Annotated in this window: 23 protein-coding genes and 1 tRNA gene; 20 read left to right on the forward strand and 4 right to left on the reverse strand. The window is 45.5% G+C overall.

Going from position 1 to position 26560, the window contains the following annotated elements; translation table 11 throughout:
• Positions 1-113 precede the first annotated feature (113 nt).
• A complete protein-coding gene (locus J7623_RS06780) occupies positions 114-4139 on the forward strand; it encodes a DEAD/DEAH box helicase (protein WP_291918862.1) in 4026 nt (1341 codons plus the stop codon).
• A gap of 127 nt (positions 4140-4266) precedes the next feature.
• Here the strand turns inward: J7623_RS06780 and J7623_RS06785 are convergent, their stop codons facing one another.
• Both J7623_RS06785 and J7623_RS06790 read right to left on the reverse strand, forming a co-directional pair.
• On the reverse strand, positions 4267-5025 hold the full coding sequence (locus J7623_RS06785; protein WP_291918864.1) for an SDR family oxidoreductase: 759 nt from the start codon (positions 5023-5025) through the stop codon (positions 4267-4269).
• 10 nt (positions 5026-5035) lie between these two features.
• Positions 5036-6754 (reverse strand): IlvD/Edd family dehydratase, encoded by a 1719-nt coding sequence (locus J7623_RS06790; protein ID WP_291918866.1) that lies wholly within the window; start codon positions 6752-6754, stop codon positions 5036-5038.
• Between the two features lie 231 nt (positions 6755-6985).
• Here J7623_RS06790 and J7623_RS06795 point away from each other — a divergent pair, with 231 nt between their 5' ends.
• From J7623_RS06795 to J7623_RS06820, 6 genes are all read left to right on the forward strand, one after another.
• On the forward strand, positions 6986-9778 hold the full coding sequence (locus J7623_RS06795) for an outer membrane beta-barrel protein (protein ID WP_291918868.1): 2793 nt from the start codon (positions 6986-6988) through the stop codon (positions 9776-9778).
• A 5-nt stretch (positions 9779-9783) separates the two neighbouring features.
• Positions 9784-10554 carry a GLPGLI family protein gene (locus J7623_RS06800; RefSeq protein ID WP_291918870.1) on the forward strand — a complete coding sequence of 257 codons (771 nt, stop codon included), beginning with the start codon at positions 9784-9786 and terminating at the stop codon, positions 10552-10554.
• A 26-nt stretch (positions 10555-10580) separates the two neighbouring features.
• Positions 10581-11378 carry a helix-turn-helix domain-containing protein gene (locus J7623_RS06805; RefSeq protein WP_291918873.1) on the forward strand — a complete coding sequence of 266 codons (798 nt, stop codon included), beginning with the start codon at positions 10581-10583 and terminating at the stop codon, positions 11376-11378.
• A gap of 142 nt (positions 11379-11520) precedes the next feature.
• Complete coding sequence (locus tag J7623_RS06810) at positions 11521-11895, forward strand: VOC family protein (RefSeq protein ID WP_291918875.1); 375 nt, start codon at positions 11521-11523, stop codon at positions 11893-11895.
• A 105-nt stretch (positions 11896-12000) separates the two neighbouring features.
• Positions 12001-12258: a hypothetical protein gene (locus J7623_RS06815; protein ID WP_291918877.1), complete on the forward strand. Its 258-nt coding sequence runs from the start codon at positions 12001-12003 to the stop codon at positions 12256-12258.
• 253 nt (positions 12259-12511) lie between these two features.
• Complete coding sequence (locus tag J7623_RS06820) at positions 12512-13045, forward strand: hypothetical protein (protein WP_291918880.1); 534 nt, start codon at positions 12512-12514, stop codon at positions 13043-13045.
• An 8-nt stretch (positions 13046-13053) separates the two neighbouring features.
• Here the strand turns inward: J7623_RS06820 and J7623_RS06825 are convergent, their stop codons facing one another.
• The gene (locus tag J7623_RS06825) at positions 13054-13491 is read right to left on the reverse strand and encodes a thioesterase family protein (protein ID WP_291918882.1); all 438 of its coding nucleotides are present in this window, start codon (positions 13489-13491) and stop codon (positions 13054-13056) included.
• Between the two features lie 176 nt (positions 13492-13667).
• On the opposite strand from J7623_RS06825, the gene J7623_RS06830 reads away from it, so the two are divergent.
• The 12 genes from J7623_RS06830 (at position 13668) to J7623_RS06885 (ending at position 25147) form a co-directional block, all read left to right on the forward strand.
• Positions 13668-13752 (forward strand) — tRNA-Ser (locus J7623_RS06830).
• Positions 13753-14081: 329 nt separating this feature from the next.
• Positions 14082-15167 carry a hypothetical protein gene (locus tag J7623_RS06835; protein WP_291918884.1) on the forward strand — a complete coding sequence of 362 codons (1086 nt, stop codon included), beginning with the start codon at positions 14082-14084 and terminating at the stop codon, positions 15165-15167.
• Positions 15168-15336: 169 nt separating this feature from the next.
• Positions 15337-17064 carry an ABC transporter ATP-binding protein gene (locus J7623_RS06840; protein ID WP_291918886.1) on the forward strand — a complete coding sequence of 576 codons (1728 nt, stop codon included), beginning with the start codon at positions 15337-15339 and terminating at the stop codon, positions 17062-17064.
• A gap of 2 nt (positions 17065-17066) precedes the next feature.
• Positions 17067-18269 (forward strand): glycosyltransferase family 4 protein, encoded by a 1203-nt coding sequence (locus J7623_RS06845; protein ID WP_291918888.1) that lies wholly within the window; start codon positions 17067-17069, stop codon positions 18267-18269.
• A 15-nt stretch (positions 18270-18284) separates the two neighbouring features.
• Positions 18285-19322, forward strand: a complete 1038-nt coding sequence (locus J7623_RS06850) for a glycosyltransferase family 2 protein (RefSeq protein WP_291918890.1) — start codon at positions 18285-18287, stop codon at positions 19320-19322.
• A gap of 23 nt (positions 19323-19345) precedes the next feature.
• The gene (locus J7623_RS06855; RefSeq protein WP_291918891.1) at positions 19346-20365 is read left to right on the forward strand and encodes a UbiA family prenyltransferase; all 1020 of its coding nucleotides are present in this window, start codon (positions 19346-19348) and stop codon (positions 20363-20365) included.
• Positions 20366-20414: 49 nt separating this feature from the next.
• The gene (locus tag J7623_RS06860; protein WP_291918893.1) at positions 20415-21602 is read left to right on the forward strand and encodes a sialidase family protein; all 1188 of its coding nucleotides are present in this window, start codon (positions 20415-20417) and stop codon (positions 21600-21602) included.
• Positions 21603-21636: 34 nt separating this feature from the next.
• Complete coding sequence (locus J7623_RS06865) at positions 21637-22422, forward strand: helix-turn-helix domain-containing protein (protein ID WP_291918895.1); 786 nt, start codon at positions 21637-21639, stop codon at positions 22420-22422.
• Between the two features lie 64 nt (positions 22423-22486).
• A complete protein-coding gene (locus J7623_RS06870; protein ID WP_291918897.1) occupies positions 22487-23032 on the forward strand; it encodes a dihydrofolate reductase family protein in 546 nt (181 codons plus the stop codon).
• Positions 23033-23102: 70 nt separating this feature from the next.
• On the forward strand, positions 23103-23828 hold the full coding sequence (locus J7623_RS06875) for a YoaK family protein (RefSeq protein ID WP_291918898.1): 726 nt from the start codon (positions 23103-23105) through the stop codon (positions 23826-23828).
• A gap of 202 nt (positions 23829-24030) precedes the next feature.
• Positions 24031-24576 (forward strand): hypothetical protein, encoded by a 546-nt coding sequence (locus tag J7623_RS06880; protein WP_291918899.1) that lies wholly within the window; start codon positions 24031-24033, stop codon positions 24574-24576.
• Between the two features lie 106 nt (positions 24577-24682).
• A complete protein-coding gene (locus J7623_RS06885) occupies positions 24683-25147 on the forward strand; it encodes a hypothetical protein (protein ID WP_291918901.1) in 465 nt (154 codons plus the stop codon).
• Between the two features lie 15 nt (positions 25148-25162).
• Here J7623_RS06885 and J7623_RS06890 read toward each other — a convergent pair whose 3' ends face one another.
• On the reverse strand, positions 25163-25687 hold the full coding sequence (locus tag J7623_RS06890) for an N-acetyltransferase (protein WP_291918903.1): 525 nt from the start codon (positions 25685-25687) through the stop codon (positions 25163-25165).
• Positions 25688-25787: 100 nt separating this feature from the next.
• Between J7623_RS06890 and J7623_RS06895 the strand changes: the two genes are divergently transcribed.
• Entirely contained in the window at positions 25788-26537 is a 750-nt protein-coding gene (locus J7623_RS06895; protein ID WP_291918905.1) for an SDR family oxidoreductase, read from the forward strand.
• Positions 26538-26560: the final 23 nt, after the last annotated feature.

The following is a 26560-nucleotide window of genomic DNA, read 5'->3' on the forward strand; positions in this document are numbered from 1 at the left end:
TATCCGATATGTATGCTTATTCGCAAAAAACAATGAAAAGGTTGCCACGGCAGAAAAATAATTTTGCGGATTTATAAAACAGGTACTCCTTATAATCCGCTAAATTTGCTGCCATGGTAAATGAAAGCTACTACCTGCAGCAATATGAATCACAGGAAGCCCATGCCCGGCTGGTCATGGACGTGATGTCGGTATATCTCTATCCGTTAGAAACATTTACCATCACAGATGCGGTGAACCAGGTGCAGGAAATGAAGGGGCCTGACATCAGCGCAATAATTAAACAACTAATTACCGCTGGGTTGGTGGTCAAACAGGTAACCGGTAACTACTCGTTGATACCGGAATTGAACTTTATCCTGTTTCCAAAAAATATTGCAGACCCTAAATATGCCTCCCTGCAGGGACGCACCCGGGTGGCGGTGCACGCTTTTTATACCACCAGTGGCCGGTTGCAGGACCTCCAGGAACTGCTCACTGCTTATTTTACGGGCGACCGGTTTTTATTGGCGGCTCCCATCAGGCGGCTGGAGCTGGAACTGGACGAGTACCAGTCATATTTATCGTACTTGTTGTATTTCCCTGCCTATGCAGGGCTACTGTCATTTTTCAGTGAGGAAAGTGTCAACAAAATGGCTTTGTTCGCACTGAAGTTTAACCTGCTGAAAATGTTGCCAGTAGCGGAACTGGAGGCGTTTCGTCAGCAATATGCGGTGGCTTTCCCGGAATTATCCCTGGTACAGGGACATTTAAATATCCCGGCAGCAGACCAGTCGGCTGACGACTGGTATACGCAGGCGGTGATATCGTTGTATAGCGACGCCCCGGAAAAAGCCCTGGCACAGTTTGAGAAAGGGATCAAACGTCAACGGCAACACGACAAAAAAAACACCCTGCCTTTATCACCACTGTTTGCTTTTTATTATGCATTTACCCTGGCGGTAATGCCCGGTGAGAAAGTGAATCCGCTGATAGCCAAAATAATCGCCGCCTATGAACGGAAGTTATCTCCTGCTTTTACCCCCGCTGTCTGCCTGCTGCATTACCATGCCGGTCGCCGGGAAAAAGCGGATAACCTGTTGCTGATTTTACTGGAAGGAGGTGGCAGTCATTTGCTGAGTTACCTGTCTATCCTGTGTGTGCAGCTTATGCATCCTAAAAGCAAATTATTACGCACGTTTAGTCCGCAGGCGGGTAACCTGTTGAGTACCGGTATGGAGCGTCACTACCGGTTACTGACCTACGAATATTTATATTTATTTAAGGGAGATGATTACATAGGCTATGAAAGCCAGTTCCGGGAGGCCGCCACGATCATAGGCCAGCCACCGGTATTTTCACAGATGGAGCAAACACCCGACTGGGAACGATTGCTGAACACCATGTTGGGAGCAGATAGTCATCTTACTAAAAAAGAGAAAAATGTCAATGCGTCCCGGTTAATTTACCTGATCGACTTCGACGACTATAAAATTCAACCGGTATTACAATCGGCCCAGGGCAGCAGTTGGAGTGCCGGCAGGAATGTAGCCCTGAAGAAACTGAAGGAAGGAAAGGCAGAAGCCATGACGGAACAGGATTTTCGTATAGGGAACACCGTGCAGAAAGATCACTACTATAACTACGACGGCGAATCTTATTCCTTTGCAGAAACTGTATGGCAGGAGATTGCAGGGCATCCGTTGTTGTTTTCCGCAGATGATCCCACCATATCAGTAGAAGTGATCAAAGCACAGCCGGAGCTTAGTGTGAATAAAAACGATCACGGCTATACGTTTAGTGCTAACATTAACGACTATATCAGCGAAACGGTTTTCGTGAAAGAAACCAATACACGCTTAAAAATAATCAGTCTCACTGCCCAGCAGCGCCGTGTACTGCAAACATTGCAACAGATTCCGCTGGTGCCTGCCTCCGGGAAAGACAAGCTGGTACAGGTATTGAAAAGTATTGGTGCACACCTCACCATCCATGCTGATATGGGCGATATGACGGCTAATATCAGCAAGCGCCCGGCGGATTCACGCATCGTGATACAACTGTTGCCACTGGGGGATGGGCTGAAAGCTGGTTTATACGTGAAGCCCTTTACGATGGACCCGCCGTACTGCAAGCCCGGTGCCGGTGCGCATCATATTATCGGTATCAGCAATGGTGAACGCTGGCAGGCGGTACGTGACCTGGCGAAAGAAAAAAGTAATGTCACCACGTTACTGAATCTTATACAGGGAACTATTTCACAGGAGCTGTCGGATGATACTATCATCTTTGAAGATCCGCTGGATTGCCTGCAATTACTGGAGATCATTAAGGACAATCCTTCGTTGGTCAGGGCCGAATGGCCGGAAGGAGAACGATATAAAGTAACGCAATCGGCCGGCTTTGCCCACCTGAGTATTTCGCTGAAAGAAAAAGACCATTGGTTTATGGCCGATGGTGAACTAAAGGTAGATGAGCTGACAGTACTGGCGTTGAAAGATTTGCTGGATACCAGTCGTACCGTGAAGCAACGGTTTGTTGCCCTGCAAAATGGCGAGTACCTGGCGCTTTCGGCCGACTTACGTAAACGCCTCAACGAAATGTCCAGTGTGGCACATATCGATCGTCATACGGTAAGCATACAGCCATTTGCGGCCACAGTGCTGGAGGAGTTGCTGGAACAGGCTGGGCAGGTGACTACAGATGCTGCCTGGAAAGCTTTCGCCCGCCGGCGTACCGAAGCCATGGAGCTGGTGGCGCCGGTACCGGGTACTTTGCAAACTACGCTGCGTCCTTACCAGGAAGAAGGTTTCCGCTGGATGACACACCTGGCGGCCTGGGGAGCTGGTGCCTGCCTGGCTGATGATATGGGCCTCGGCAAAACCATTCAGGCAATTGCTTTGTTGCTGCATCGCGGTGAGCAGGGCGCGGCGCTGGTAGTATGTCCGGCTTCTGTAGTGAATAACTGGCGCAATGAAATCAACCGCTTTGCTCCTTCACTGAATGTAATTTACCTGCATACAGGGCATCGGTCTAAGTTGGTGAAAAGTGCCGGCCCCTTTGATGTGGTGATCACCACGTATGGCTTGCTGCAGGCAGAAGAAAAATTATTGTGTTCTGTGAAATGGCCTACAGTGGTGCTGGACGAAGCACACACCATCAAAAACTTTCAAACCAAAACATCGAAAGCGGCCATGTCGCTACAGGCAGGATTTAAGCTCATGCTAACGGGAACGCCTATACAAAACCACATGGGCGAAATCTGGAACCTGTTTAATTTCCTGAACCCAGGCTTGCTGGGTACATTGGATCATTTTAATAAACAGTTTGTGTTCCCCTCGGTGCGTAACCCCGAAAGCGCCGTGAAACAGCATTTGAAGAAATTATTGGCGCCGTTTATCCTGCGTCGTACTAAAACGGGGGTATTGGATGAGCTGCCACCAAAAACGGAGATCCTGAAGCTGGTGAGTTTATCGCCGGATGAAGCGGCGTTTTATGAAGCCCTGCGCCGCAAAGCGCTGGAGAATATCAAAGCAACGGAAGGAGGTGTGGCGCAACAGCATATCCGTGCGCTGGCAGAGATCAGCCGCTTGCGCATGGCGGCTTGTAACCCGCAGATGGTGGATGCAGAAAGCGATATCCCATCTTCCAAATTAATGGTATTTAAAGAGATAGTAACTGAGTTGGTAGCCAATAATCACCGGGCGCTGGTATTCAGCCAGTTTGTAAAACACCTGGACATAGTGAAAGAAGCCTTGCTGGCCATGGGTATTACTTATTGCTACCTGGATGGCAGCACGCTTATGTCGCAGCGCGATAAGCTGGTGAAGGACTTCCAGGCAGGCAAAGCGCAGTTATTCCTGATCAGTTTAAAGGCAGGCGGATTAGGGCTGAACTTAACTGCGGCGGATTATGTGATCCATATGGATCCATGGTGGAATCCGGCTATTGAAGAGCAGGCCTCTGACCGTGCGCATCGGATCGGACAAACGAGGCCCGTTACCATTTATAGGCTGGTGGCGCAACATACCATTGAAGAAAAAATTATTGAACTGCACAACAGCAAGCGTGATCTGGCCGATCAATTGCTCGAAGGCAGTGATCAGGCAGGCCGGTTAAACGCCAAAGAGCTCCTGGCGCTGATTGCAGAAGTTGATTGAGCAGAAAGCGGAAAGCAAAAAGCTATTGAAGCGATTGACTAAAGCGGAATGAATATAAAATTCATACACCCGCACTGATCAATCGCTTCAATAGCTTTTTGCTTTCTGCTTTCTGCTTTCCGCTCCACTAAAAAGGTGATGGACTAATGCTCGTCCAGCCGCCATCAATGATCAAACTTTGCCCGGTAATATGTCTCGCCATATCTGATACCAGGAACAGCGCTGCGTTGGCAATATCAATGGTATGTGCCGGGCGCCCCATCGGTGTTAATTGCGACCATGTTTTTTCATAGCCGGGATCGTCCATGGTCCGCTCTGTGAGCGTGGCGCCGGGTGCAATGGTATTTACTGTGATGTTATGAGGTGACAATTCGATCACTAAATTTTTCGCCAGCATTTCAAGAGCGGCCTTGCTCATACCGTATGCGGCGAGGTCTTTATGCGCCTGGTGGCCGGTAACAGAGGAGGTAAACAGGATGGCGCCACCGGATGGTTGTTGCTTCATCTGGTTAGCGGCCGCCTGTGCCAGGAAGAAGGAACCGCCAAGGTTTACCTGCATCACGCGGAAGAAGGCATCCGGCGTGTAGGTAAAGAAGTCGCCAAATAAGGTGATGCCAGCATTGGCAATCACAATATCCAGGCTGCCATAGCGTTTCATGGCCGTTTGTACCATTTGCCGGATAAAGGTCACATCACTGGAATCGCCGGGCATGGCAATACAAATGCCGCTGGCGCTGGTGATTTCATTGGCCGCGGTATTGGCCAGTGTTGCATCAACATCATTCAGGATCACGATAGCGCCCCGTTGCACCAGTTGTTTGCATATTTCAAATCCAATACCCTGGCCGGCGCCGGTAACAATGGCTACTTTGTTTTCAAATTGCATAACCGCTATTTTAGTGTGAATCTCTGGTTACTTCACTGCCGGAGCCGCCTTTCAGAAAGTCGAGGTCGGCGCCCAGGTGTGCCTGTTCTACGTGTTGCTGATATAGTTGCACATATCCACGGGTGGATTGTGGATACACGGGTTGCCAGGAAGCTTTCCTGCGGGCAATTTCTTCGGGCGACAACTCTGCATGCAGGCGGCGCTGCTGCACATCCAGTGTAATTACATCGCCGTCGCGCAGGATGGCAAGTGTGCCGCCGGTAGCCGCTTCCGGCGATACATGGAGTACCACGGTGCCAAATCCTGTGCCGCTCATACGGCCGTCGGAGATACGCACCATATCGGTAACGCCTTTAGCCAGTAGTTTGGACGGGAGTCCCAGGTTACCTACCTCCGGCATGCCGGGATAGCCTTTGGGGCCCACATTCTTGAGCACCAGGATGCTGTTTTCATCTACCTCCAGCGCAGGATCATCGATCCGTTTTTTATAATCGTCAATATCTTCAAATACCACGGCTTTCCCGGTATGCTGCATCAGGTGCGGACTGGCGGCGGAAGGTTTGATCACAGCGCCTTCTTCGCAGATATTTCCTTTTAGCACTACAATGCCGGATACCGTATTAAAAGGTTTATCCAGTGGTGCAATCACGTCGTTGTTATAACTAACGGCATGGGCATAATTAGCGCCGATGGTTTTGCCGTTAGCGGTCAGGCAATCTTTATGCAGGTGATGGAGCAGGATATTGATCACGGCTGGCAATCCGCCGGCATAGTATAGATCTTCCATGAAATAACTCCCTGAAGGTTGCAGGTTGGCAATCAGGGGGATGTTGGCAGAGAAGGTATCCATATCCTGCAGGTCAAGTTCAATGCCCATGCGTCCTGCAATGGCGAGCAGGTGCAGTACAAAGTTGGTGGAACCGCCAATAGCAGCGTTTACACGGATGGCGTTTTCAAAAGCTTGCCGGGTGAGGATGTGGGAGAGTCGCCGGTCTTCCTTCACCATTTTCACGATTTCATTGCCGGAGAGCTGTGCCAGTACTTTGCGGGCGGCATCTGCGGCGGGAATAGCGGCATTTTGCGGGAGAGAAAGCCCCAGCGATTCCACCATGCAGGCCATGGTGGAGGCGGTGCCCATAACGGCGCAGTGGCCGTCGCTGCGGCACATACCGGCTTCGGCCATCATCAGTTCTTCATTGGTCATGCGTCCGGATCTTACGGCTTCACTGAAGCGCCAGATATCGCTGGTACCGATGGCTTGTCCCCGGTGCCTCCCGGTAAGCATAGAGCCGCCGGATACCACGATAGTAGGCAGGTCTACACTACAGGCGCCCATCACCAGGGCGGGTGTGGTTTTGTCGCATCCGCAGAGTAAAACCACCCCATCCATGGGGTTGGCGCGGATAGATTCTTCCACATCCATACTTACCAGGTTGCGGTATAACATGGCCGTAGGCTTGATGAGCGTTTCACCTAAAGACATCACCGGGAACTCCAGCGGGTAACCGCCAGCTTCCAATACACCCCGCTTTACCGCTTCTGCCAGTTCCCTGAAATGAGAATTGCAGGGCGTTAGCTCCGACCAGGTATTACAAATGCCAATAATAGGTTTTCCTTCCAGCTCGTGAGCGGGGATGCCCTGCTTCTTAAGCCAGGCGCGGTAGATAAAGCCATCTTTACCTTCACGGGCAAACCAATGGCTGCTTCTGAGTGAATGTTCGTGATTCATAACGGGAATGGATATAGTATATAAGATACGTTTTATAGATCCTTCTGAAATGTACGGATTTTGAATTTATCATGCAACGTACCTGCGCGGATATGGATTATCTATTCTTTGTCTACATGATAAATAGGCTGTCCATTTAACAGATGTTTATCATACGGGAAAAGTAAGTTATCTTTTTATTATGGAATTTTGACCCCGTTGCATCTGTACCATAACCCGTAGTTGTCCACAATGAAGAAATTAATTTTACTACTCCTTTGCATGCTCACCTTTACGCGATTCTCTATGGCTCAACAGGCCAGGGTAAAAGGATCTGTCGTAGATACACTCAATCACGCTGCCCTTTCCAATTCAGTGGTGGCGCTGCTTCAGGCCAAAGATTCCATGCTGGTTAAGTTTGTACGCAGTAATGAACAGGGACATTTTGAGCTGAATAAAATACCGGCCGGAAAGTATGTACTCCTGATTAGTTACCCGGCATTCGCTGACTACGTAGAGCCGTTAACGTTATCGGATACTTCCGCGGTGAATGTAGGAAAAGTGATGCTGACACAAAAGTCCCGGTTATTAAACGAAGTAGTTATACAGCAAAAAGTAGCCGCCATCAAAATAAAAGGAGATACCACCGAATTCAATGCCGCCAGCTTTAAAACCGCCGCCAATGCTTCCGTGGAAGACTTGCTCAAAAAGTTACCGGGTATACAGGTAAATAGTAAGGGGCAAATTACCGCCCAGGGAGAAACCGTAAAGAAAGTATTGGTAGATGGGGAGGAGTTTTTTGGAGATGACCCTACACTGGTGACCAAAAATCTGCGGGCGGATATGGTGGACAAGGTACAGTTGTATGACAAGAAAAGCGATCAGGCAGCCTTTACCGGAGTAGATGACGGAGAGAAAAGCCGAACGTTGAACATACAACTGAAAGAAGACAAGAAGCGGGGCTATTTTGGGAAAGTAGCCCTGGGAGCCGGGGACCAGGGCTATCATAGTAATGAGGCCATGTTGAACGTATTCCGCGGAAAGAAAAAGATATCCGCCTTTGGTATTGTTGCCAATACCGGTAAAATAGGCCTCAGTTGGAGGGACCGGGAAAAATTTGGTGGTGGTAATGGTGAGCTATCGGTTAACGATGATGGCGATTTTGAATTCAATGGCGGCGGCGGCGACGAGCTGGATAGCTGGAGTGGACGGTATGACAACAACGGCTATCCATTGGTACAAACAGGAGGCCTGCACTACGGTGATAAGTGGAACCGGGATCGTCAAAACCTGAATGCCAACTATAAAATCATGAAGCTGTTTGTAGATGGTAGCTCCAACACCATTTCGCAGAATATCCTGAAAGATACCACCTACTATAACAATTCTTCCGAACAGTTTAAAAACAGTATCCTCCGCAATCGCATGGATGGTAGTTATGAACACCAGGTAGACTCCAGCTCTTCTATTAAAGTGATGGTCGACGGAGGTATAGATCACAAGATTTCTTCCATGTTCAATACTTCCGAAGTAGCTATTGGCGCCAATAATAATATGAATATCGTCAACAATACCAACCGGAAAACCTCCTCTGTATCAGATATTGGTGGCATCAACAGCAGCCTGTTGTGGCGAAAGAAGTTTAGTAAGCCCAGACGTACCCTTTCTGTATTAGTGGCGGAAAATTATAATCGCACTAACGGAGAAGGTACGCTGGACGCGGTGACCAACTTCTACAAGCAGGGACAGGTTGATTCCTTACAAAAAATAGATCAGCGAAAAGTTACCAACAATGAAACCGTAAACGTGAATGGAAATATTACCTATACAGAGCCCATATCGAAATCATCGGTACTGTCTTTTACCTATGCGTTGAATGTCAGCAATAACCACTCTAACCGGCTTTCCTATAACCAGGGCAGTGATGGGAAATATATGGCACTGGACTCTTTGTATAGCAACGACTACTCCTTTAACATGTTAACGAATAGCGGTGGATTGAACTATGCTTATTCAAACAAAAAAATGCGCGTGAGCATTGGAAGTAATGTAGGGTTTAGCAGTTATAGGCAGTCTGATCTTTTTAGTGGTCGTTCACTGAACCGGAATTTTGCAAACTGGTATCCCAAAGCTGTCTTTCGCTATAACTTCACCCAGCAAAGACGTTTTTCATTTAACTATAACGGCTATACGCAACAACCAGGCATCAACGATTTGCAGCCGGTGCGGGTAAATAATGATCCCATGAATATCGTTATTGGAAATCCGGATCTGAAGCCGGCGTTCAACAATAACTTCAACCTGAATTTCTCTGACTATAAGGTAATGACCCAGCGGAATATCTGGGTAAGCGCTTACTATTCCATTACCAGCAACGCTATCAGCAGTCGTAGTGTACTATCCCCGGATGGTAAGCAAACCACGCAGTCGGTCAACGTAAATGGCAACAGCAATGGGCGGATCCATGGTAATATCGGCTGGAAGATTGCTCCCTGGGATATGAGGCTTGGACCAAGCCTGAATGCCGGGATGAACAGGAATGTGAATTATGTGAACGGGGTATACAATGTGACAAAATCTGCCAATGGTGGATTCGGCTTATATGCTTCGAAAGGAAAGGATAAAAAGTACGATATCTACCTGGATGCCAGCGCCAACTATAACACCAGTGTATCTTCCATACAAACCAATCTGCGCACCAGCTACTGGACGTTTTCCGCTAGTCCTAACGTAGATGTTTATCTGCCTTTGAAAATAATGTTGCATGCCGAGATGAATGGGGAGATCCGCCAGAAAACAACTTTATTCGACAAGAATAATAATATGGCCATCATCAATGGATCTGTAACAAAGAAATTTGGAAAGAAAGAATTGATAGAAGCCGTTTTTTCTGTCAACGATATATTGAATCAGAATATAGGATTTGACAGGTCGGTGAATACCAATACCATTACACAAACAACCCGCAGCACCATTGGCCGTTACGGCATGCTGTCTTTTATCTGGAATTTTAATAAACTGGGCGCGGCAGCGCCGAAAGAATAGTAGCTATGAAAAACAGTAGTCGAAAATTAGGTTTGCTCCTGATGCTGGTGACGATGGCTTTTTCCGTTCAGGCGCAACAAGCTATGTTTCTCCAGCAGGGACGCATAGAATACGAAAAGCGGGTGAATCTGCAGGCACGCATGAAAGAGATGTCTGGAGAGGAAGAAAGTTCGTGGTCGGAGAGTATCAGGAAAAGCATGCCACAATACCAGGTAACTTATTTCAATTATTCCTTTGCCGGGAACACCAGTTTATATCAGCCTGGAAGAGATAACTCGGCAGAGAATAAAACTTCGCTATGGGGAGAAGGCCCCGCAGAGGAAAATGTGGTATACTCCCGGCTAGACAGCATGCAGAGCATTTCACAGAAAAAAGTATTTGAGCAATTGTTCCTGGTAAAGGATTCTATTCGTACTATCCGCTGGAAAATAACGGATGAAACCCGTAAAATCGCGGGGTTTGATTGTCGCCGGGCCAATGCCATCATTATGGATTCTATTTATGTAGTAGCATTTTATACGGAGGCCATTATTACCCCGGGTGGTCCGGAATCATTCAATGGGCTGCCGGGTATGATACTGGGAGTGGCATTACCCCACGAGCATATTACCTGGTTTGCCACCAAAGTATTGGTAGATGATATCAAAGAAGGGACCATTAAGCCGCCAGTTAAGGGAAAACCGGTAGATAACAAGGGGATGAGTGTTGCGGTAGAAAAGAGTATTGGCAAATGGGGGAATTGGGGAAAGGCGCATATTAAGGCAATTATGTTATAATTGCAGTTGACAAGGTCAATGATGGTATGCAAAAATCACCTTATATCCGGGCACTGTATGCTCCTGTTCAGCCAGGCCTGAAGCAGGCGGAAGGTGGTGTGATGTACCAGGAATGCTTACCGCATGCGGGTTTACAAGAGGTGATTTATTGTTACTGGGAGTTGAAAACGGAATGCAGGTTAGCGGCGCCTTATCAGTACCGGGTGGTGGCTGATGGCTGTATAGATATTTTTTTTGAGCGGCATAACCCAACAGCCGCGGTGGTGATGGGCTTCTCAGACGCTTATACGGAGTTTCCGCTGCCTGCTGCTTTTCATTATGTGGGTGTGCGCTTTTTACCCGGTATGTTTCCTGTTTTGTACAAGGTGAATGCGGCCGAATTGGCGCATAAGGAAACGCCTCTTGCGGATATCACCACTCACTTCCTCCGGGAAGATCTTCCCGGGGCCTTGTCTTTAATGGACATTAAATGCAGGCTGGATGCCCACTTCCTAAAGTTGCTGTCTGCCACAGATCTCCCGGCAGACAATCGTTTTTATGAATCTTTAGACCTGATTTTACGTACTGCCGGTAGGGTGAGTATTGAAAAGGAGTTGCCGTGGGGCATCAGTTCCCGGCAGTTGCGGCGTTTGTTTGCCGGTTATATCGGGGATACGCCGAAGGCATTTAGCAATGTGGTACGCTTTCAGCATCTGTTACGCTCTCCTTTGCCGGTGCTGAAAAACAGGTTGTACCTGGATGCCGGTTATTATGACCAGGCGCATTTTATTAAGGTATTTAAAGCCTTATACGGTCTTACTCCCTCCCAGGTATTCGATAAATAGTTTGTCCGTTTTTTACAATGCCGGTGCTCTCTCCCCGCTTAATTTTGTGGTCATAAAATTTCAGATCATGAAACGATGGTTGTTAGCAGGAATTTTTTCTTTCCTTTTTTTTCCACTTTATTCACAAATAAAACCGGTGACCATGAAATTAAATGCAGGCATTATTACCCATAAGATAGCAGCAAGTAAAAAATTTTATACAGAGATATTGGGCTTCGGGGTAGCATTTGAAAACGATTTTTACCTCCTGCTGCATACCCCCGATAGTAGTGCTATGCTAAGCTTTTTACTGCCGGATCATGCTTCCCAGCAACCGTTGTTCCGTCCTGCCTTTGCCGGCAAAGGGATATACCTGACGATAGAGGTAGCCGACGTTGACGCGTTATATCAGCAGATCAAAGCGAAAGGAGCGGAGATCTTAATTGAGCTTCGAAACGAGCCATGGGGCGACCGTCACTTCGCCATCCAGGATCCTAATGGGGTGGGGATAGACCTGGTTACTTACGCTCAGCCATAAACGACGTTAACATTTTTTTAAGCTAAAGAAATCTTAAAACGCGGTGGATGGCCCATAAAGGGGAACCATTTTTGTTTTATGCCAGGTAACTAAAAAATTTTAACCATGGCAAAGCAAAGCAAGGACGCAGTAAAACAAGAAATTCAGGAACTGGCCATCGGTAACTATAAAAGTTACCCTGCTGATTACGAAGAAGCACCGGCAGCGGTTTTACAGAATATCCAGTCATTAGCCAAAGGCTATTGGGATTGCCGCGAATTCAGAGAGGTAGCGCGTGATGAGCAGTTAGGCATTCAGTTGGCGGACTATCAGCACTGGACAAGAGAAGCCTATGATGTCTTTTTGAAAGCCAATATGAATTAGTGTCATCCTTTTTACTACCCCGATGGCCCCCCTGCGACTAAGTTGGGGGGCATTTTTTTTTAAATCTGCAACTATTTCTGGTCAAGGGTTGTTTAATTATGACGGTGGATTCACTGCCATATAATGTAGTGGGCACTACACCTGCTTAGCTTTGACAAAACTGCTTTTACACCCCATACAGAGCCGGTGTTCGTAACTCCTTGATTGCATTGGGCTTGTGGCTGAACCTGCCATTAACCAAAAATTTCAGCGCATGAAACAGTTTTTATGTTTGTTGATGATCCTGGGTGCCGCATGGCCGTTGTGCGCTCAGAATGCACCAGTTGCAGCAGTTGTTAAGCAGGATGAGGACCTGGTAACACAGATATTTGGAAAGAATAAGGAATCGTTGCTGGATGATTTATTACAGATTTCTCCGGTGGAGATGCAGGCCTTCCAGGCTACCTTCCTTGAATATGAAACAGAGAAAAGCCCGTGGCTGTCGGAGCGTATCGCGTTATTAAAGATGTATAATGAGGAGTTTTCATCCCTCGATGAACGTAAATTAAACTCCCTGACCAGGCAGATGATCAACAACGACCTGGAGTTTGGGCGCTTACAAATGCGTTATTTCCGGCGGATGAACAAGTTGTTAGGCGCTACCAGGGCGGCAAAGTTCTTCCAGCTGGACAATTACCTGGAGCAGTCGTCCAGGGCATTTATTCAAAACAAGCTACCTTTTATTAAAGAGTTGGAAACGGATCGGCAGGAATTTATTCATGGTGGCCGGCCGTTAACCAGCAGGTAACATCCTGATCAGGGTTCTTCCACAAAATCCTCGCTGCGTGGAATGGCATTGAATTTTTCGAGCAAGTCTGCCGGGAGTGCTGCCAGCTTCCGTTTGCGGGTATCTATCCAGGCGCCGTCTACCTGTATGGTAGCTGATTTGGTGCCGTCACCCCTGTAAATTTCGTGCCTGATAGACCAGCGCGATGCATCTGCTTTGCATTTCGTCAGTTCGCAGGTGACCTGTACTTTATCGTTGGGGCCTATTTCCCGGTGGTAAAGCAGTTCTTCGCGGAAGAGGATAGGTCCTACCTGTAGCTGTATAAAGTGGCTGGCATCCAGTCCTACCTTTTCCAGGAGGGATAAACGTGCCTGGGCGGCAAAGTCGGCGTAGGCCGAGTGCCGCAGGTGCATATTAGCATCTACCTGTGCCCATAATACGGGTCCTTCAAAGAATACGTTGTTCATCTTTAAATTTACGAAAAAGCGGTAGAAATGATAGGGTGGCTCCGGGAAAGCTATCGATAACGGCTATACGTAAATAATAAAAGCCTGCCATGGGCAGGCGTATTAATGAAAAAAAACAATAAAAAAAAGTAAAACAAATTTTTTTAGAATCAATTCGTGTTATACTTTCGCGGCATGGAGAGTTGGCAGAGCGGTCGATTGCGGCAGTCTTGAAAACTGTTGACTGTAACAGGTCCCGGGGTTCGAATCCCTGACTCTCCGCCCAGAAACTGTAAATTATTAGAAAAACCTGCAGAACATTAAGTTCGGGCAGGTTTTTTTATGCCTTTACTTTTTCTTACATAGCGTTGTAATGTTTTTACCGTTTACCTCAATAACTGATACGAGCAGATACTTTAAGAGAGTTGAAGTAAGAAATACTATCCGGCGAATAAAAGATGTGCAACAGAACATTCTGGTGTGATGTTTTGTTTATGTAGGTATTAATGCAATAAGCGAGAAAGCGACCAAAATTGATAGTACGCGAACGCCGTGTGTCCCGGTGTGTCATGGGATAAATTTTTAAAGATTATAGTAAAAACTGGTTGTTCATGAGTATTTCGGATAGTGCCCTTGCAGGCAGCATCGGAAAGGGTTTAACTTTTTTATACCACCATCAGTTACTCCACGGGGAATTCCTAAATTATTATTCGGATTCGGAAGACATGCTTGCTCCATGTTCTCCGCAAAGCCTTTCTTTTAATACGCCTGTGGTATGTTACGCTATGTCTTTTCTTTCACAGGACTACGAAAGAGCTGATGAGATCATTGCTAAAGCCATTCACTTTTTAAGGGCGCATTCACAGTATGGTGTATGGAGTTTTGTCAGTAAAATAAATAAAGTTTATACCTGTTTACCCTTTGATGTAGATAGCACCTCTCTGGCTGCACATGTATTCAGGGAAAGAGGAGAACAATATCCGGGAGATACACATACAACGAAGATTATTCTCGCCAATAGAAATCGTAAAGACTTATTTTATACCTGGATTTTACCACGCTTTAGTTCGAAGTATAGTAAACCTTTTTTACGAACAGCGCTGCATGTTCTTTTTGATCCAATCAGGCATATCGTTTTCTGGAACTGGAGCGACTGCAACTATTCAAATATAGACTGGGGGGTGAATGCCAACGTGTTATTCTTCCTGGGAGACAGACCGGAAACCCAGTCGGTAATCTCTTCCATGATCGATATTATTATTGAAAATAGAGAGTCCACCTGCGATAAGTGGTATCGCAACCCTTTTGTTATCTATTATTTTTTCTCAAAGAATTATTATAAAGGTATTACAAAGCTGGAGCCCATCAGGCAACCAATTATCAACAGGATTACTGCCCGGGCGCATCCGGATGGAAGAATTGGCAACAGCTTATTTGATACATGTTTGAGCGTATGTGTGTTATTGAATTTGAATTTTCATTCAACCATTGTTGATAAGGCTATTCAATATATTGTGTCTGCCCAGCACGAGTATGGCAATTGGGAGCGCTGGGCGCTTTTTTCTTCGGGAAATATTAAAAAGGGTTATGCAGGCGCGGAAGAGGTGACAACAGCTTTCTGCCTGGAAGCACTGGCGAGATATAGAAAGATAAAAATTAAGCAGCATCAGCGGGAGGTGGCAGATACACTATCCTGAGAAATGAGTAGCCATACGCTGCTATTTGAATAGCGGGTTTGTGCTGATATTGGTGAACAGATAAAGTATTTGGTTGCAAATGTTATTTCCTCAAAAATTAAGAAAAGTATTCACTGGACTCAATTTGGGCCGGACATTAAAATTAGTTTGGTCACTGAGCCCTGGCTTAATGATCACTACGTGCGTACTGATTTTTCTTGAAAATGCTTTTTTCCTGTTGTCTGCCTGGTCTTTTAAGGAGTTGATTAATGTAGTACCTGGCATGGTATCCCGGCAGGTGCATAGTATACAGTCCCTGTTACCTGGCTTGCTGCGCTGTATGGCAGGAGCACTGTGTTATACTGTTGTCAGATCGCTTTCAGCATATTTTATTGAACTCCAGGGAGCTACTGTCAATGAATACCTGGATGATAAAATCCATGAAAAAGCCAATCAGCTGAATCTCTCTTTTTATGAAAGTCCGGAATACTTTGATACACTGAAACGGGCAAAGGATGCAGGATCTGATAAGTCTGTAAACATTGTTATCACTTTTATAGAAGCGATAAAGCACATTATTATGCTGGGCACGTTGAGCCTCCTGGTGATGGCAATCGCATGGGAATTGATTCCTTTATTGATAGCCTGTATACTACCTGCTTTTTTGGTGAGAATGACTTTAGCCAGGCGGCTGCATAAAAGAAAAATTATGCAGACACCTGTTGAACGACAGGCAGCTTATCTTAGTTCATTACTGGTAGACGATAAATCTGCCAAAGAAATACGCACGTTTAACCTGGGGATGTACCTGAAGGAAAAGTATCTCCGTATCCGGTTGATGCTCTTGGCAGAAAGAGCGGGAATTACCAGGACGGGAACATTTTATAGCATTATCACAGACATACTGGCCACCTTTGTTTTTTTTATTTGTGTGCTATTCATCTGCTATAAGGTGATTAACAGTGCTATAAAGCCCGGTGAGATTACCCCGTTCCTGCTTATTTTTCCCCAGGTATTTATGGTGTTGCAGCAGTTGTCAACATCCCTGGTGAAGCTTTACCACGATCATATCTTTTTGGGATGTTTGTTTAAACTGTTTGATTTAAAGTCAACACTGCCGGAAGCCAGTCACCCGGTACCCATTCCATCCACAGATAAGCAGGCAATAACCGTCAGTGGACTGCATTTTACCTATCCGCATAGCAGCGTTGCCGCCCTTACAGATATTAACCTTACGTTTCCATCAGGCAAGATAATAGCGATTGTAGGGTTCAACGGAGCCGGTAAAACGACGTTGATTAAAATGCTTTGTCGTCTATATGATCCTGGTGAAGGCACCATTGCGCTGGGAGGAACAGATATCCGGGAGTATAGCATTACTGAATACCGGAGGCAGGTAGCGACTGTGTTCCAGGATTTCGGCAGGTATAATTTCAGCGTTGCAGAAAATATTTGTATGGGAGATGTAAATGTTGCGCCACAGTCAGCAGCTATGCATAATGCGGCAGTGGCAGCAGGCGCGGATCGGTTTATTGCGGCATTTCCGCGACAATATGAAACTGTTTTGGGACGCCTGTTTGAAGATGGACAGGAAATCAGTATGGGGCAATGGCAGAAGATTGCTATTGCGCGTGTATTATATGGTCCAGCCAAATTTATCATCCTGGATGAAGCCACCAGTGCACTGGATGCAAAATCGGAGAAAATATTCTTTGAGTCTTTGAAAGATAATATCGGAACAAGAGGGGCTTTGATCATCAGCCACCGGTTGTCGGCAGTTCAACACGCGGATTATATCTATGTATTGGCAGATGGGCGTATAACGCAGGAAGGTACACATGATGCACTGATTGCAACCGGAGGTGATTATGCAAATCTTTTCTCTAAAAATGCTAAACATTCCTCAGTAACCATTTAGATATGAAGATGACAACGCATAAAGCAGTTGATGTAACTAAACAGGGAATTGCTATTGTAGCCAGTTGTATTGATGACTGGGGAGGATGCGATGAATTATGGAGTAAAAGTATTCCTTATCTCCAGGCTGCAGGATATACTATTACGGTGCTTAAAAAAGGCATCAATAAGATGCATCCCCGGATGCTCAAACTGGCTGCTATTGCCGTAGCGCTTATTGAATTAAATCCCAGACCGGATAGCCAATTATTGCTGGAGCGGGTAATAAGGAAATCCCGGAGAGTAATTGGAGGTTGGCTGATGCTATCTGAGCATAAAACCGACCCTTTACGCGAATGGCTGCTTAAGTGTAAACCGGTATTGGTGATAATTAATCAAAGTATCAATTTCGATGCTTTGTCTTATGCTGTTGCTTGTAGTGAATTGGCTTTACCTTATGTTATTGTTTCTCACAAAGCGGTTGATTTTTTCTGGCCTGCTGATCAGGACAGACAATATATGGCCGCCGCATTTCGAAAGGCCCTCCATTGCTTTTTTGTATCAAAACACAACCTGAACTTAACAGAAGAACAGTTTGGGTTCCGGTTTAATAACGCTTCTGTTGTTTTTAACCCTGTAAAAGTAAAGACGGTAGTTCCATATCCCGGGGAAACAAATATAGTGAGACTGGCATGTGTGGGCAGATTATTCCTGCTGGATAAAGGGCAGGACATCCTGCTGAGAATACTGTCACAAAGTAAGTGGAGGAATAGAAATATTACGATATCATTCATCGGGCAGGGAGTCGACGAAAACGGGCTGAAAAGGATGGCGGCGTTGCTGAATGTCGATAAAGTTGAATTTAAAGGGCAGCTGGATGATTTTGAGGCTATTTGCAGAGAACATCATGCATTCATCTTACCCTCCCGAAGTGAGGGATTACCATTGGTAGTAATAGAAGCGATGACTGCAGGCAGGATAGTAATTGCCAGTAGAGCTGGTGGCAATGCTGAGGTAATAGAAGACGGTGTGACAGGATACCTTGGGCATGCTAATGAAAACGACTTTGAGGAGGCTATGGAGCGCGCCTGGAGTCAACGTTATAGATGGGAAGAGATGGGTAAAGTTGCCGCAAATTATATAGGTACGCATATTCCTGTTTGTCCTGAATGTGATTTCGCCAAAAAAATAACTGATATCTGCGGGCAGCAGAAATTATTCAATTAAAGTAACTCAAATAATATGGAATTTTTAGCAAGCGCTCCGTTAGTTTCAGTCATTATCCCGACTTATAACCGCGCGCACTCATTAGGAAAAGCAATAGAGAGCGTGCTTAATCAAACGTATAGTAATATTCAGTTGATTGTGGTGGATGATGGCTCAGATGATGGAACATCCGAATTTGTAAAGCAATATGAAGAAGTGCAATTTGTACTTCAGGTGCATGGTGGACAGGGAAGGGCTCGCAATACCGGATTAAAATATGCTAAAGGTGTTTATATTGCTTCCTTGGATTCGGATGATGTATGGGCACCCACCTTCCTGGAGAAAACAGTAACAAAGCTGGAGCAGGATCAGTTGGATTTTGTGTTTGTCAATTGGTTGCAGGCAATAGATGAGGAGTTTGGAGCAGATTTTTTTGCAGAGAGCAAGATATTGGATCATATTACCGGCTCCTCAAATAATGGATGGATAGATTTATCGTATGATACGGTAAGGAAATTATATACGAATGTTTGTCCCTCTCCTTCTTCATCGTTTATTATGCGACGTACTTCTATGCAAAGTGGATGGAATGAGCAGTTGCATATTGCTGATGACTGGTGTTTACTTTTAGACATAATTTTGTCTGGTCACTGCAAAGTGTCCTTTACATTTGAGCGCCTATGGATAAAAAAGAGAGATGGGAGAAATATCTACGACGGCAGAGATGCGCTTCAGATTATCCAATTACTTTGGAAAAAAGATTACAAAGTAATAATGATGTTGTTTAGGGACCTGTTGACAGCTGAGGAATTAAAAAACTTCCACCGTGTTCAAGTTTCTCAGCTTTATAGCTATTCACTGATTTCCTTTAAGAGATTCCTGTTTACGAAAGAAAGTATACATACGTTTTGGACGGCGGTGAACGGTTCTCCTTATATGTTAATTCATATCCTGTCTGCGGTGACAAAGAACAAAGTCAATAATATCATTCGCCGCCTGAAAGGATCGTCGATAATGCAACATCGTATTCCGCTGCCGGTATATCATGAGATAAAGAAGTCAGAAGTAGCGTAGTTTTCGTCATAATATAATTATGCATGGATTTTAGGAAAGTGATTCGGTCCCATGATTGGTGGACAAGTAAAATTGCGCCTTTTTCGGCAGTAGGGTATGCAACTATTTTCATTAGTGAGGCTACCTTACTGACAGCTGTTCTATGGATATTGTACATACTGTTATCATTGATGGCAGGTGCTACATATGTAAGTTTGCTGAATGATTTAACTGATATGGATTGCGATGTTAAAGCAGGGAAAAAGGAACTATTGCCAACACGGGTTGTGGCCCGGCGATGGGCGATGCTGATTGTATCTGTAATGCTGGGATTGGTGTGTATGTTTTTTTTGTATCGGGATCTCCTGTCTTTTTTATTGTACCTGGCGCCCTGGATCATTTTCTATCTGTATTCAGTGCCACCGGTTAGACTTAAAGAACGAGGTGTTTGGGGGGTACTGGCAGATGCTGCCGGCGCGCATTTTTTCCCTGGCTGTGTAATGGTAAGTTCTGTCAGCCATTTCCTGCATCATCAAATAAATATTTCCTGGTTTCTTGCTGTTGGAGCATGGGGATTGGCATTGGGCGTCAGGGGAATACTATGGCATCAACTGCGGGACCGGGAAACAGACCTGCATTCCGGGTTAAATACTTTCATCGTCACACTCTCTCCCGGTAAGCTTAAGAAGGTAATAATGATCGTGCTATTATTGGAAGTACTTTCATTGATGGTGATGCTTTTTATTATTAAGTCTTTGATCATACTCTTATTTCTTTTTCTATACCTGCTGTTTGTATTGGTCCGCTACAAGGTTAGAGGGACCCGTTTAACCATTGTTGCCTCTGCAGAAGATGATAATTATCGTATGGTGATGACGGAGTATTATGAGATTTTTTTTCCGGTATCATTGTTACTGAATTTTTCGCTACACCAGCCAGGCGCCTGGGTGGTGCTGATATTACATCTATTGCTTTTTTATCGTTACTATCTTGATACTTTTCGGTGGGTATTCCGGCAAGTGCGTGTATCAGCAATTTCCGTTATGAGCGGTGCGTTTAAATAGTAGGATATTCCTTTAATATTTTTTATTATTACGTATACAATAATAAACAATGAAAAGGATCGGGTTCATCGCATCGTTGCTTTTTACTATGTCATCGTCCGCGCAGGAACAAAGCGTAAAGAAAATCCCCGGAATGGTTATTCAGCATGTTTCCAAAGGCTCGAAATTATATATTGGCTCTCCCAGTATTTGTATACTACCAGATGGAAATTACCTGGCCACTCATGAATATTTTGGCCCGAACCGCACAGGTAAAAGCAGGGTGCAGGTATATCATTCGGCCAATCGCGGGAAGTCGTGGGAGCGTATCAGTGAAATCGAAGGGCAGGAATGGTCCCAGTTATTTGTACTGGATAAGCAGATATTTATTATAGGCCCGGAAACAGCTTACGGCGATGTGGTGATACGCAGATCTTCTGATGGAGGACATTCGTGGACACGACCGGATACGGAGCAACAAGGAAGGCTGCTAAAAGGGCGCTTCCATTCATCGGCCACACCGGTACTTATTTACAGGAATCGGGTATGGAAAGCGCTGGAAGATCAGGATGGCCCCGGAGGGCAATGGGGTCGTGGGTTTCGCTCCTTTATCATTTCGGCGGCGGTGGATGCGGACCTGTTGAATGCAGAAAGCTGGACCATTTCCAATACACTGGGATATGATTCCTCCTACCTCGATGGCCATTTCGGTGGCTGGCTGGAAGGCAATGCAGTGCCCACTCCCGACGGACATGTGGCTACGATGCTGCGAACAGATTATCGTGTAAATGGCAACGAGAAAGCAGCTATCATTAACGTCAGTGATGATGGTAAAACCATATCTTTTAACCCTGCTACCGGATTCATTGACTTCCCCGGTGGCTGTAAGAAATTTTCGATACGGTATGATTCCCTGAGCCATCGCTATTGGACTATCAGTAATTATGTGCCGGCAGTATTTAAAGGTGGTAACCCCGAAAGAACCAGGAATACCGCTGCCCTGATGTCGTCAACAGACCTGAAAACATGGGAGGTGCGCGGCATTGTGCTGCACCATCCAGATGTAGAGAAGCATGGATTTCAATACGTCGATTTTCAGTTTGATGGCAAGGATATGATTGCCGTATCCAGAACTGCTTTTGATGATGAAGATGGTGGCGCAGATAATCAGCATAACGCCAATTACCTCACGTTTCACCGGGTTAAAAACTTCCGGAATTATAAAACTCCGGAAGTATGGCGGGCATTATTGCCGTGAAAGGAGATATTTGAAGTGAACCATACCATACGAAATGAAGAAGAAAGGAAATAATATACCCCGAAATACCTACCTTAGCTGGCTCATGAAATACACTACCGCCCAGCCTTGCCCGCAACTCGCTTCCCGTATTCACGCTTTCTGGGAATTGAAAGGTGATGAAACCGATCGCCAATGGGAGCGTATATTTCCTGATGGCTGTCCTGGTATCATCATCAATTTAGGCGCCTCCTGTAAAACGGATGGCGGCGTTACTACTATGGAGCATGGCAGAACATATGTGGTGGGTGCGATGACGTCATTTAAAGATAGTTATGTCGACAACAATACGCACCTGTTAGGTGTGTGCTTCAAACCCGCTGTGTTTTCCTCTTTTTATAAATATTCGCCGCAAAACGAATTGACAGATCATACAGTGGAATTTGAGCGGCCATATTCCCTGGATATGGGGATGATACATAAAGACCCGGTAGCTTATCTTAATAAATATTTTTTAGATAGAAAGGGCAGCCTTCCTCCGTTACTACTGGCTGTATTGAACGACATGCACCTGGCAAAAGGAACGTTAAGCATCTATGAAACAGCGAAGCGCAATTTTATCACGCTGAGGCAATTGGAGCGCATGTTTAAAACGCATATTGGATTAACGCCAAAAGAATATGTTAAGATCATCCGATTTCAGTCCGCGCTGTCAATGATGAATGACGCAGGTTCCGGGAAAAGCCTGGCAGATATCGCTTTTGACTGTGGGTATTATGATCAGTCACATCTTACCAATGAAATAAAAAAACATACCGGCCTTACGCCTGCTCAATTTTAATTTTGTCGCTTTCTTCCAAAAGATCAACCAGATCAGTATTTATTTTTGCTAAAAATTAATTGGCATGAAGAAAATAATTTTGAACTTAGCAGTCACCCTGGATGGATTTATTGAAGGCCCCAATGGAGAAGTGGATTGGTGTATTATGGATGATGACATGGACTTTGGCCGCTTTATCGACAGCATCGATACCATACTTTATGGCCGGGTAAGCTATGATGCGTGGGGAAATTTCCAACCTGGTATGGATATCAGCCCGGCGGAAAAGGAGATGTGGGAGGGAATACATGCAAAAAAGAAGTTCGTGTTCTCGCGCCAACATCGCGAACATGCTAATGCTACCTTCATTCATGATAATATCGCCCAACAGGTAGCCCATATCAAGCAACAGGCGGGCAAAGATATCTGGCTGTATGGAGGCGCAAGTTTGATCAAAACATTTATAAAAGAGGGCTTGATAGATGTATATAAAGTATCCGTACACCCGGTAGTGTTAGGGGCTGGTAAACCATTGTTTGAAGATATAAAGACACGAATCGGGTTACAGTTGCTGGAAACCAAAGTTTTCAAATCAGGGGTGGTGGAATTGACTTATGCACCTGTGAGGTAGTACTGATGACTACGGTTGTTCCGGAAATGCTTATTTTTATCATAGCTTTTTGGAATTTAAACTGTATTTTATGTTCAGGCATAGAGGAAGAAGCCGCAGGATGATACATAACCTCAAGCTGGCTTCATTGCTATCTTTTGTGGCAGGCATTGTGAATGTTACCGGCTTTTTTGCGGTCCAGGTACTCACTACCAATGTTACAGGGCACTTTGCCTATTTTGCAGAGGGTATGGCAAGAAAGAACTTTACCAGTGCCTGGTACTTCCTGGCTTATGTACTGGCTTTCCTGGCAGGTGCATTTATTTCCAACTTTACAGTAGAAGTAACAGAAAGAGTTGCAAAACGATATGTAAATGCCGCTCCTGTGTTTGCAGAAATAGCGTTGTTGTTGATCGTAATTCTTGTGGGTGCCCGGGGGGTACAGCAGGATCAGCATCTTATTGCGCTGTTGTTATTATTTGCGATGGGGTTACAAAATGCTATGGTGACGCGGATTTCCAATGCGGTGGTGCGTACCACGCATCTAACCGGCCTGTTCACTGATTTGGGTATCGAGCTGTCGCAACTTTTCTTTTACCGTAAGGAAGAACAGCAGCGTAAGCTGACGGCATCGGTAAAGCTGCGGTTTGCTGTGATTGGTTTCTTCTTTTTAGGATGTATTATTGGCGGAATGGGGTATATGAAATATCATATTGAGATCCTTTACCTGGCTATTTTTGTTCTTTTTATCGGTATCATTTACAGCAATGTCCGTTACCGTTACCTGTTGTTAAGAAAAAGTATCGGAGACCATTAATCTACCTGTTTCCAGGGATATTGCCTTACCTGTAAACCAGTAAAAATAAATCAACACGAAAATATTCAGGGAGAATTTCCATATCATTGCGTTGAAATTGAACCAGTGGTTCGTATTTATTATCCATAAATATCAACGTTAGCCTGGCTGCTATTGCTTGTTAGCCGTATAGCGCCAAAAAAAGTTTAACCATTTTTGATGTATGAAAAGAGTATTATCAATCGTCTTCGCGTCTTTATTTTTGTTTTCCTGCGGTAAAAAAAGTGACAATAACCCAACACCCTCTGAAGGAGATGTTAGCTGGAAATTGGGGGATTACACTTATGTAAAAGCAGCATCCTCACAAACCAGCACTGCGACTGATGGTCGCGTGATCACGGCCTTAGCAGTGACTACAGCCGGAAACGGAGGTAATTACGGTGCTTTTTCAGGTAGTGCGTTAGCCATGACTTTCTACAGTAACCTGGGGGAAGGAACCTACAGTATTGGAACCACTGAAGCAATGGTATCGAATCCTACCAGCCGTATCCTGACCATTACCTGTACTATTGGTACCGCTGTAAACACAGGATCTATACTCTATTCTGTGAATGGAACCGGGGGGACAGCCAATGTCACTAAAGACAGCAACGGGAAGTTTCATATAACCGTGTCATCAGCGGTTAGCTTTAAGAAAGATATCGTTGTGGGAGGAGGTATTCCTGCTGCGAAAGCCACTTACGATCTTACTATTCATAACGCGTGGTAAATAATTTCCGATACGGATCTATAAAGAGGAGCTTCCCCGTCGAAGCTCCTCTTTGTTTTTAATACCTGCTCATAATTGTATAAATTGCGTCTCGAAAAAACAACAGATGTATCCCGCAATTTTAGCTCTTCATTCGTTGGTACGCTGGCTGCTGCTGGCGAGCCTGATCTTCGCTATTTACCGTGCCTGGCGTGGCTGGCTGTCCGGAAAAACGTTTTCTTCTTTTGATCATACCATCAGGCGCTGGACCATTATTTTCGCGCATATTCAATTCCTGGTCGGCTTGTATCTTTATTTTATCAGCCCATTGATAAGTTATTTTTGGGCACATTTTAAAGAGGCGGTGCATCAGCGGGAAATACGTTTCTTTGGTATGGAACACAGCCTGATGATGATGATCGCTGTGGTGGTACTGACAATCGGCGCTGCAAAGTCGAGGCGGCAATCCTCAGATACCGCGAAGTTTAAAACAATGGCGATCTGGTTCAGCATCGCATTGTTCATTATACTCACCTCTATTCCCTGGGCGTTTTCACCTTTGACACACAGGCCCTGGTTCAGAGGATTTTAATATTCACCGGCACGGTTACTCAAAAAACGGGGTGGCATATTCCACCACGCCGGTAACTTCTTTTAATGCACCAGCAGTTAATTCCAGCACCATACTATTTTCCTCCGGCACCTCAAAAGGTAGCCTGATTCCGAATGTTTTTGCCATTTTATAGCCAAAACGGGGATAATAATGTGCATGTCCTAATACTACCACTGCGGTAAATCCGGCTGCTATTGCCTTTTCATGGGCGGCTTTTATCAGTTTTCCCCCGATACCTTTCCCCTGGTGACCGGGAAGCACGGCAACCGGCGCTAATGCCAGCGCGGGATAACGCGTGTCATTGTTTACGATGTTAATTTTCGTCAGTAAGATATAGCCTACGATGTTCCCATCTTCCTCAGCTACCAAGGACAGCGCAGGAACAAAAGCATCAGAATGGCGTAGCCGCTCCACCAGGAATTGTTCCCGGTGATCGCTGTGTACTTCCTTTTCAAACGCCTGTTGAATTAAGCGAAATACGTTGGGATGGTCTTTGGTTTGTTCCTGCCGGATGTGCATTTGCTTATTTTTTATCTTTCTTCATAAAAATAATATTTAATTGTCCTTGTTCTTACACCTCAGGTGTTATACCATCAGTGTCACCTAAAAGATAAGACAGATGGAAAACTTACAAAACAAGGCAATCCTCATCACCGGCGGCAGCAGTGGGCTGGGTAAAGCGCTGGTGCATGAACTGGTACGCCTGGGAGCCCATATCACAGTTATTGCAAGAAATGCAGCAAAACTGGAAGAAATCAAACAAATGAACGTCAGCGTGATCAGTGGAGATGCTACAGATCCTCTTTTTATGGACGAAGTGATCGGCGACCTGCGGCCTGCTGTGACCATCCTCAATGCAGGGGCCACTCCCGTGATGGGACCGCTGGATGAGCTGTCGTGGGAAGATTTTTCTACCGTATGGAATACCGATGTAAAAGCAGGGCTTTATGGAATACAAAGCGCACTGAAGGCACCCCTGAGAAGAGGTAGCCGCGTACTGGCAGTGTCCAGTGGTGCCGCCATGAGAGGCGCACCATTATCCGGTAGCTATGCCGGCGCTAAACATATGTTGGGTTTGATGGTACAATATGCTAACCAGATATCGTATCAGAAAGACCTCGGTATTGTATTCCAGACAATAGTGCCGTTGCAGATGATCGGCGAAACTGCGCTGGCCCAATGTGTGGCAGGCGCGTATATAAAAGGAAGTGATATAACACTGGAGCAGTATATAGAAAAACGATACGGCCACCCATTATCCGCTCAAAGATATGCAGAGCTGGTGACCACTATACTTATCAATGGCGTGGATACGGCCGGTACCGCCTATGGTATTCATCATGATACAGGTGTCACCGTGCTGGATTAGCCTTTGATTTCGCGTCGCGGTGG

This window comes from Chitinophaga sp. (assembly GCF_017745275.1).
GTDB lineage: Bacteria > Bacteroidota > Bacteroidia > Chitinophagales > Chitinophagaceae > Chitinophaga.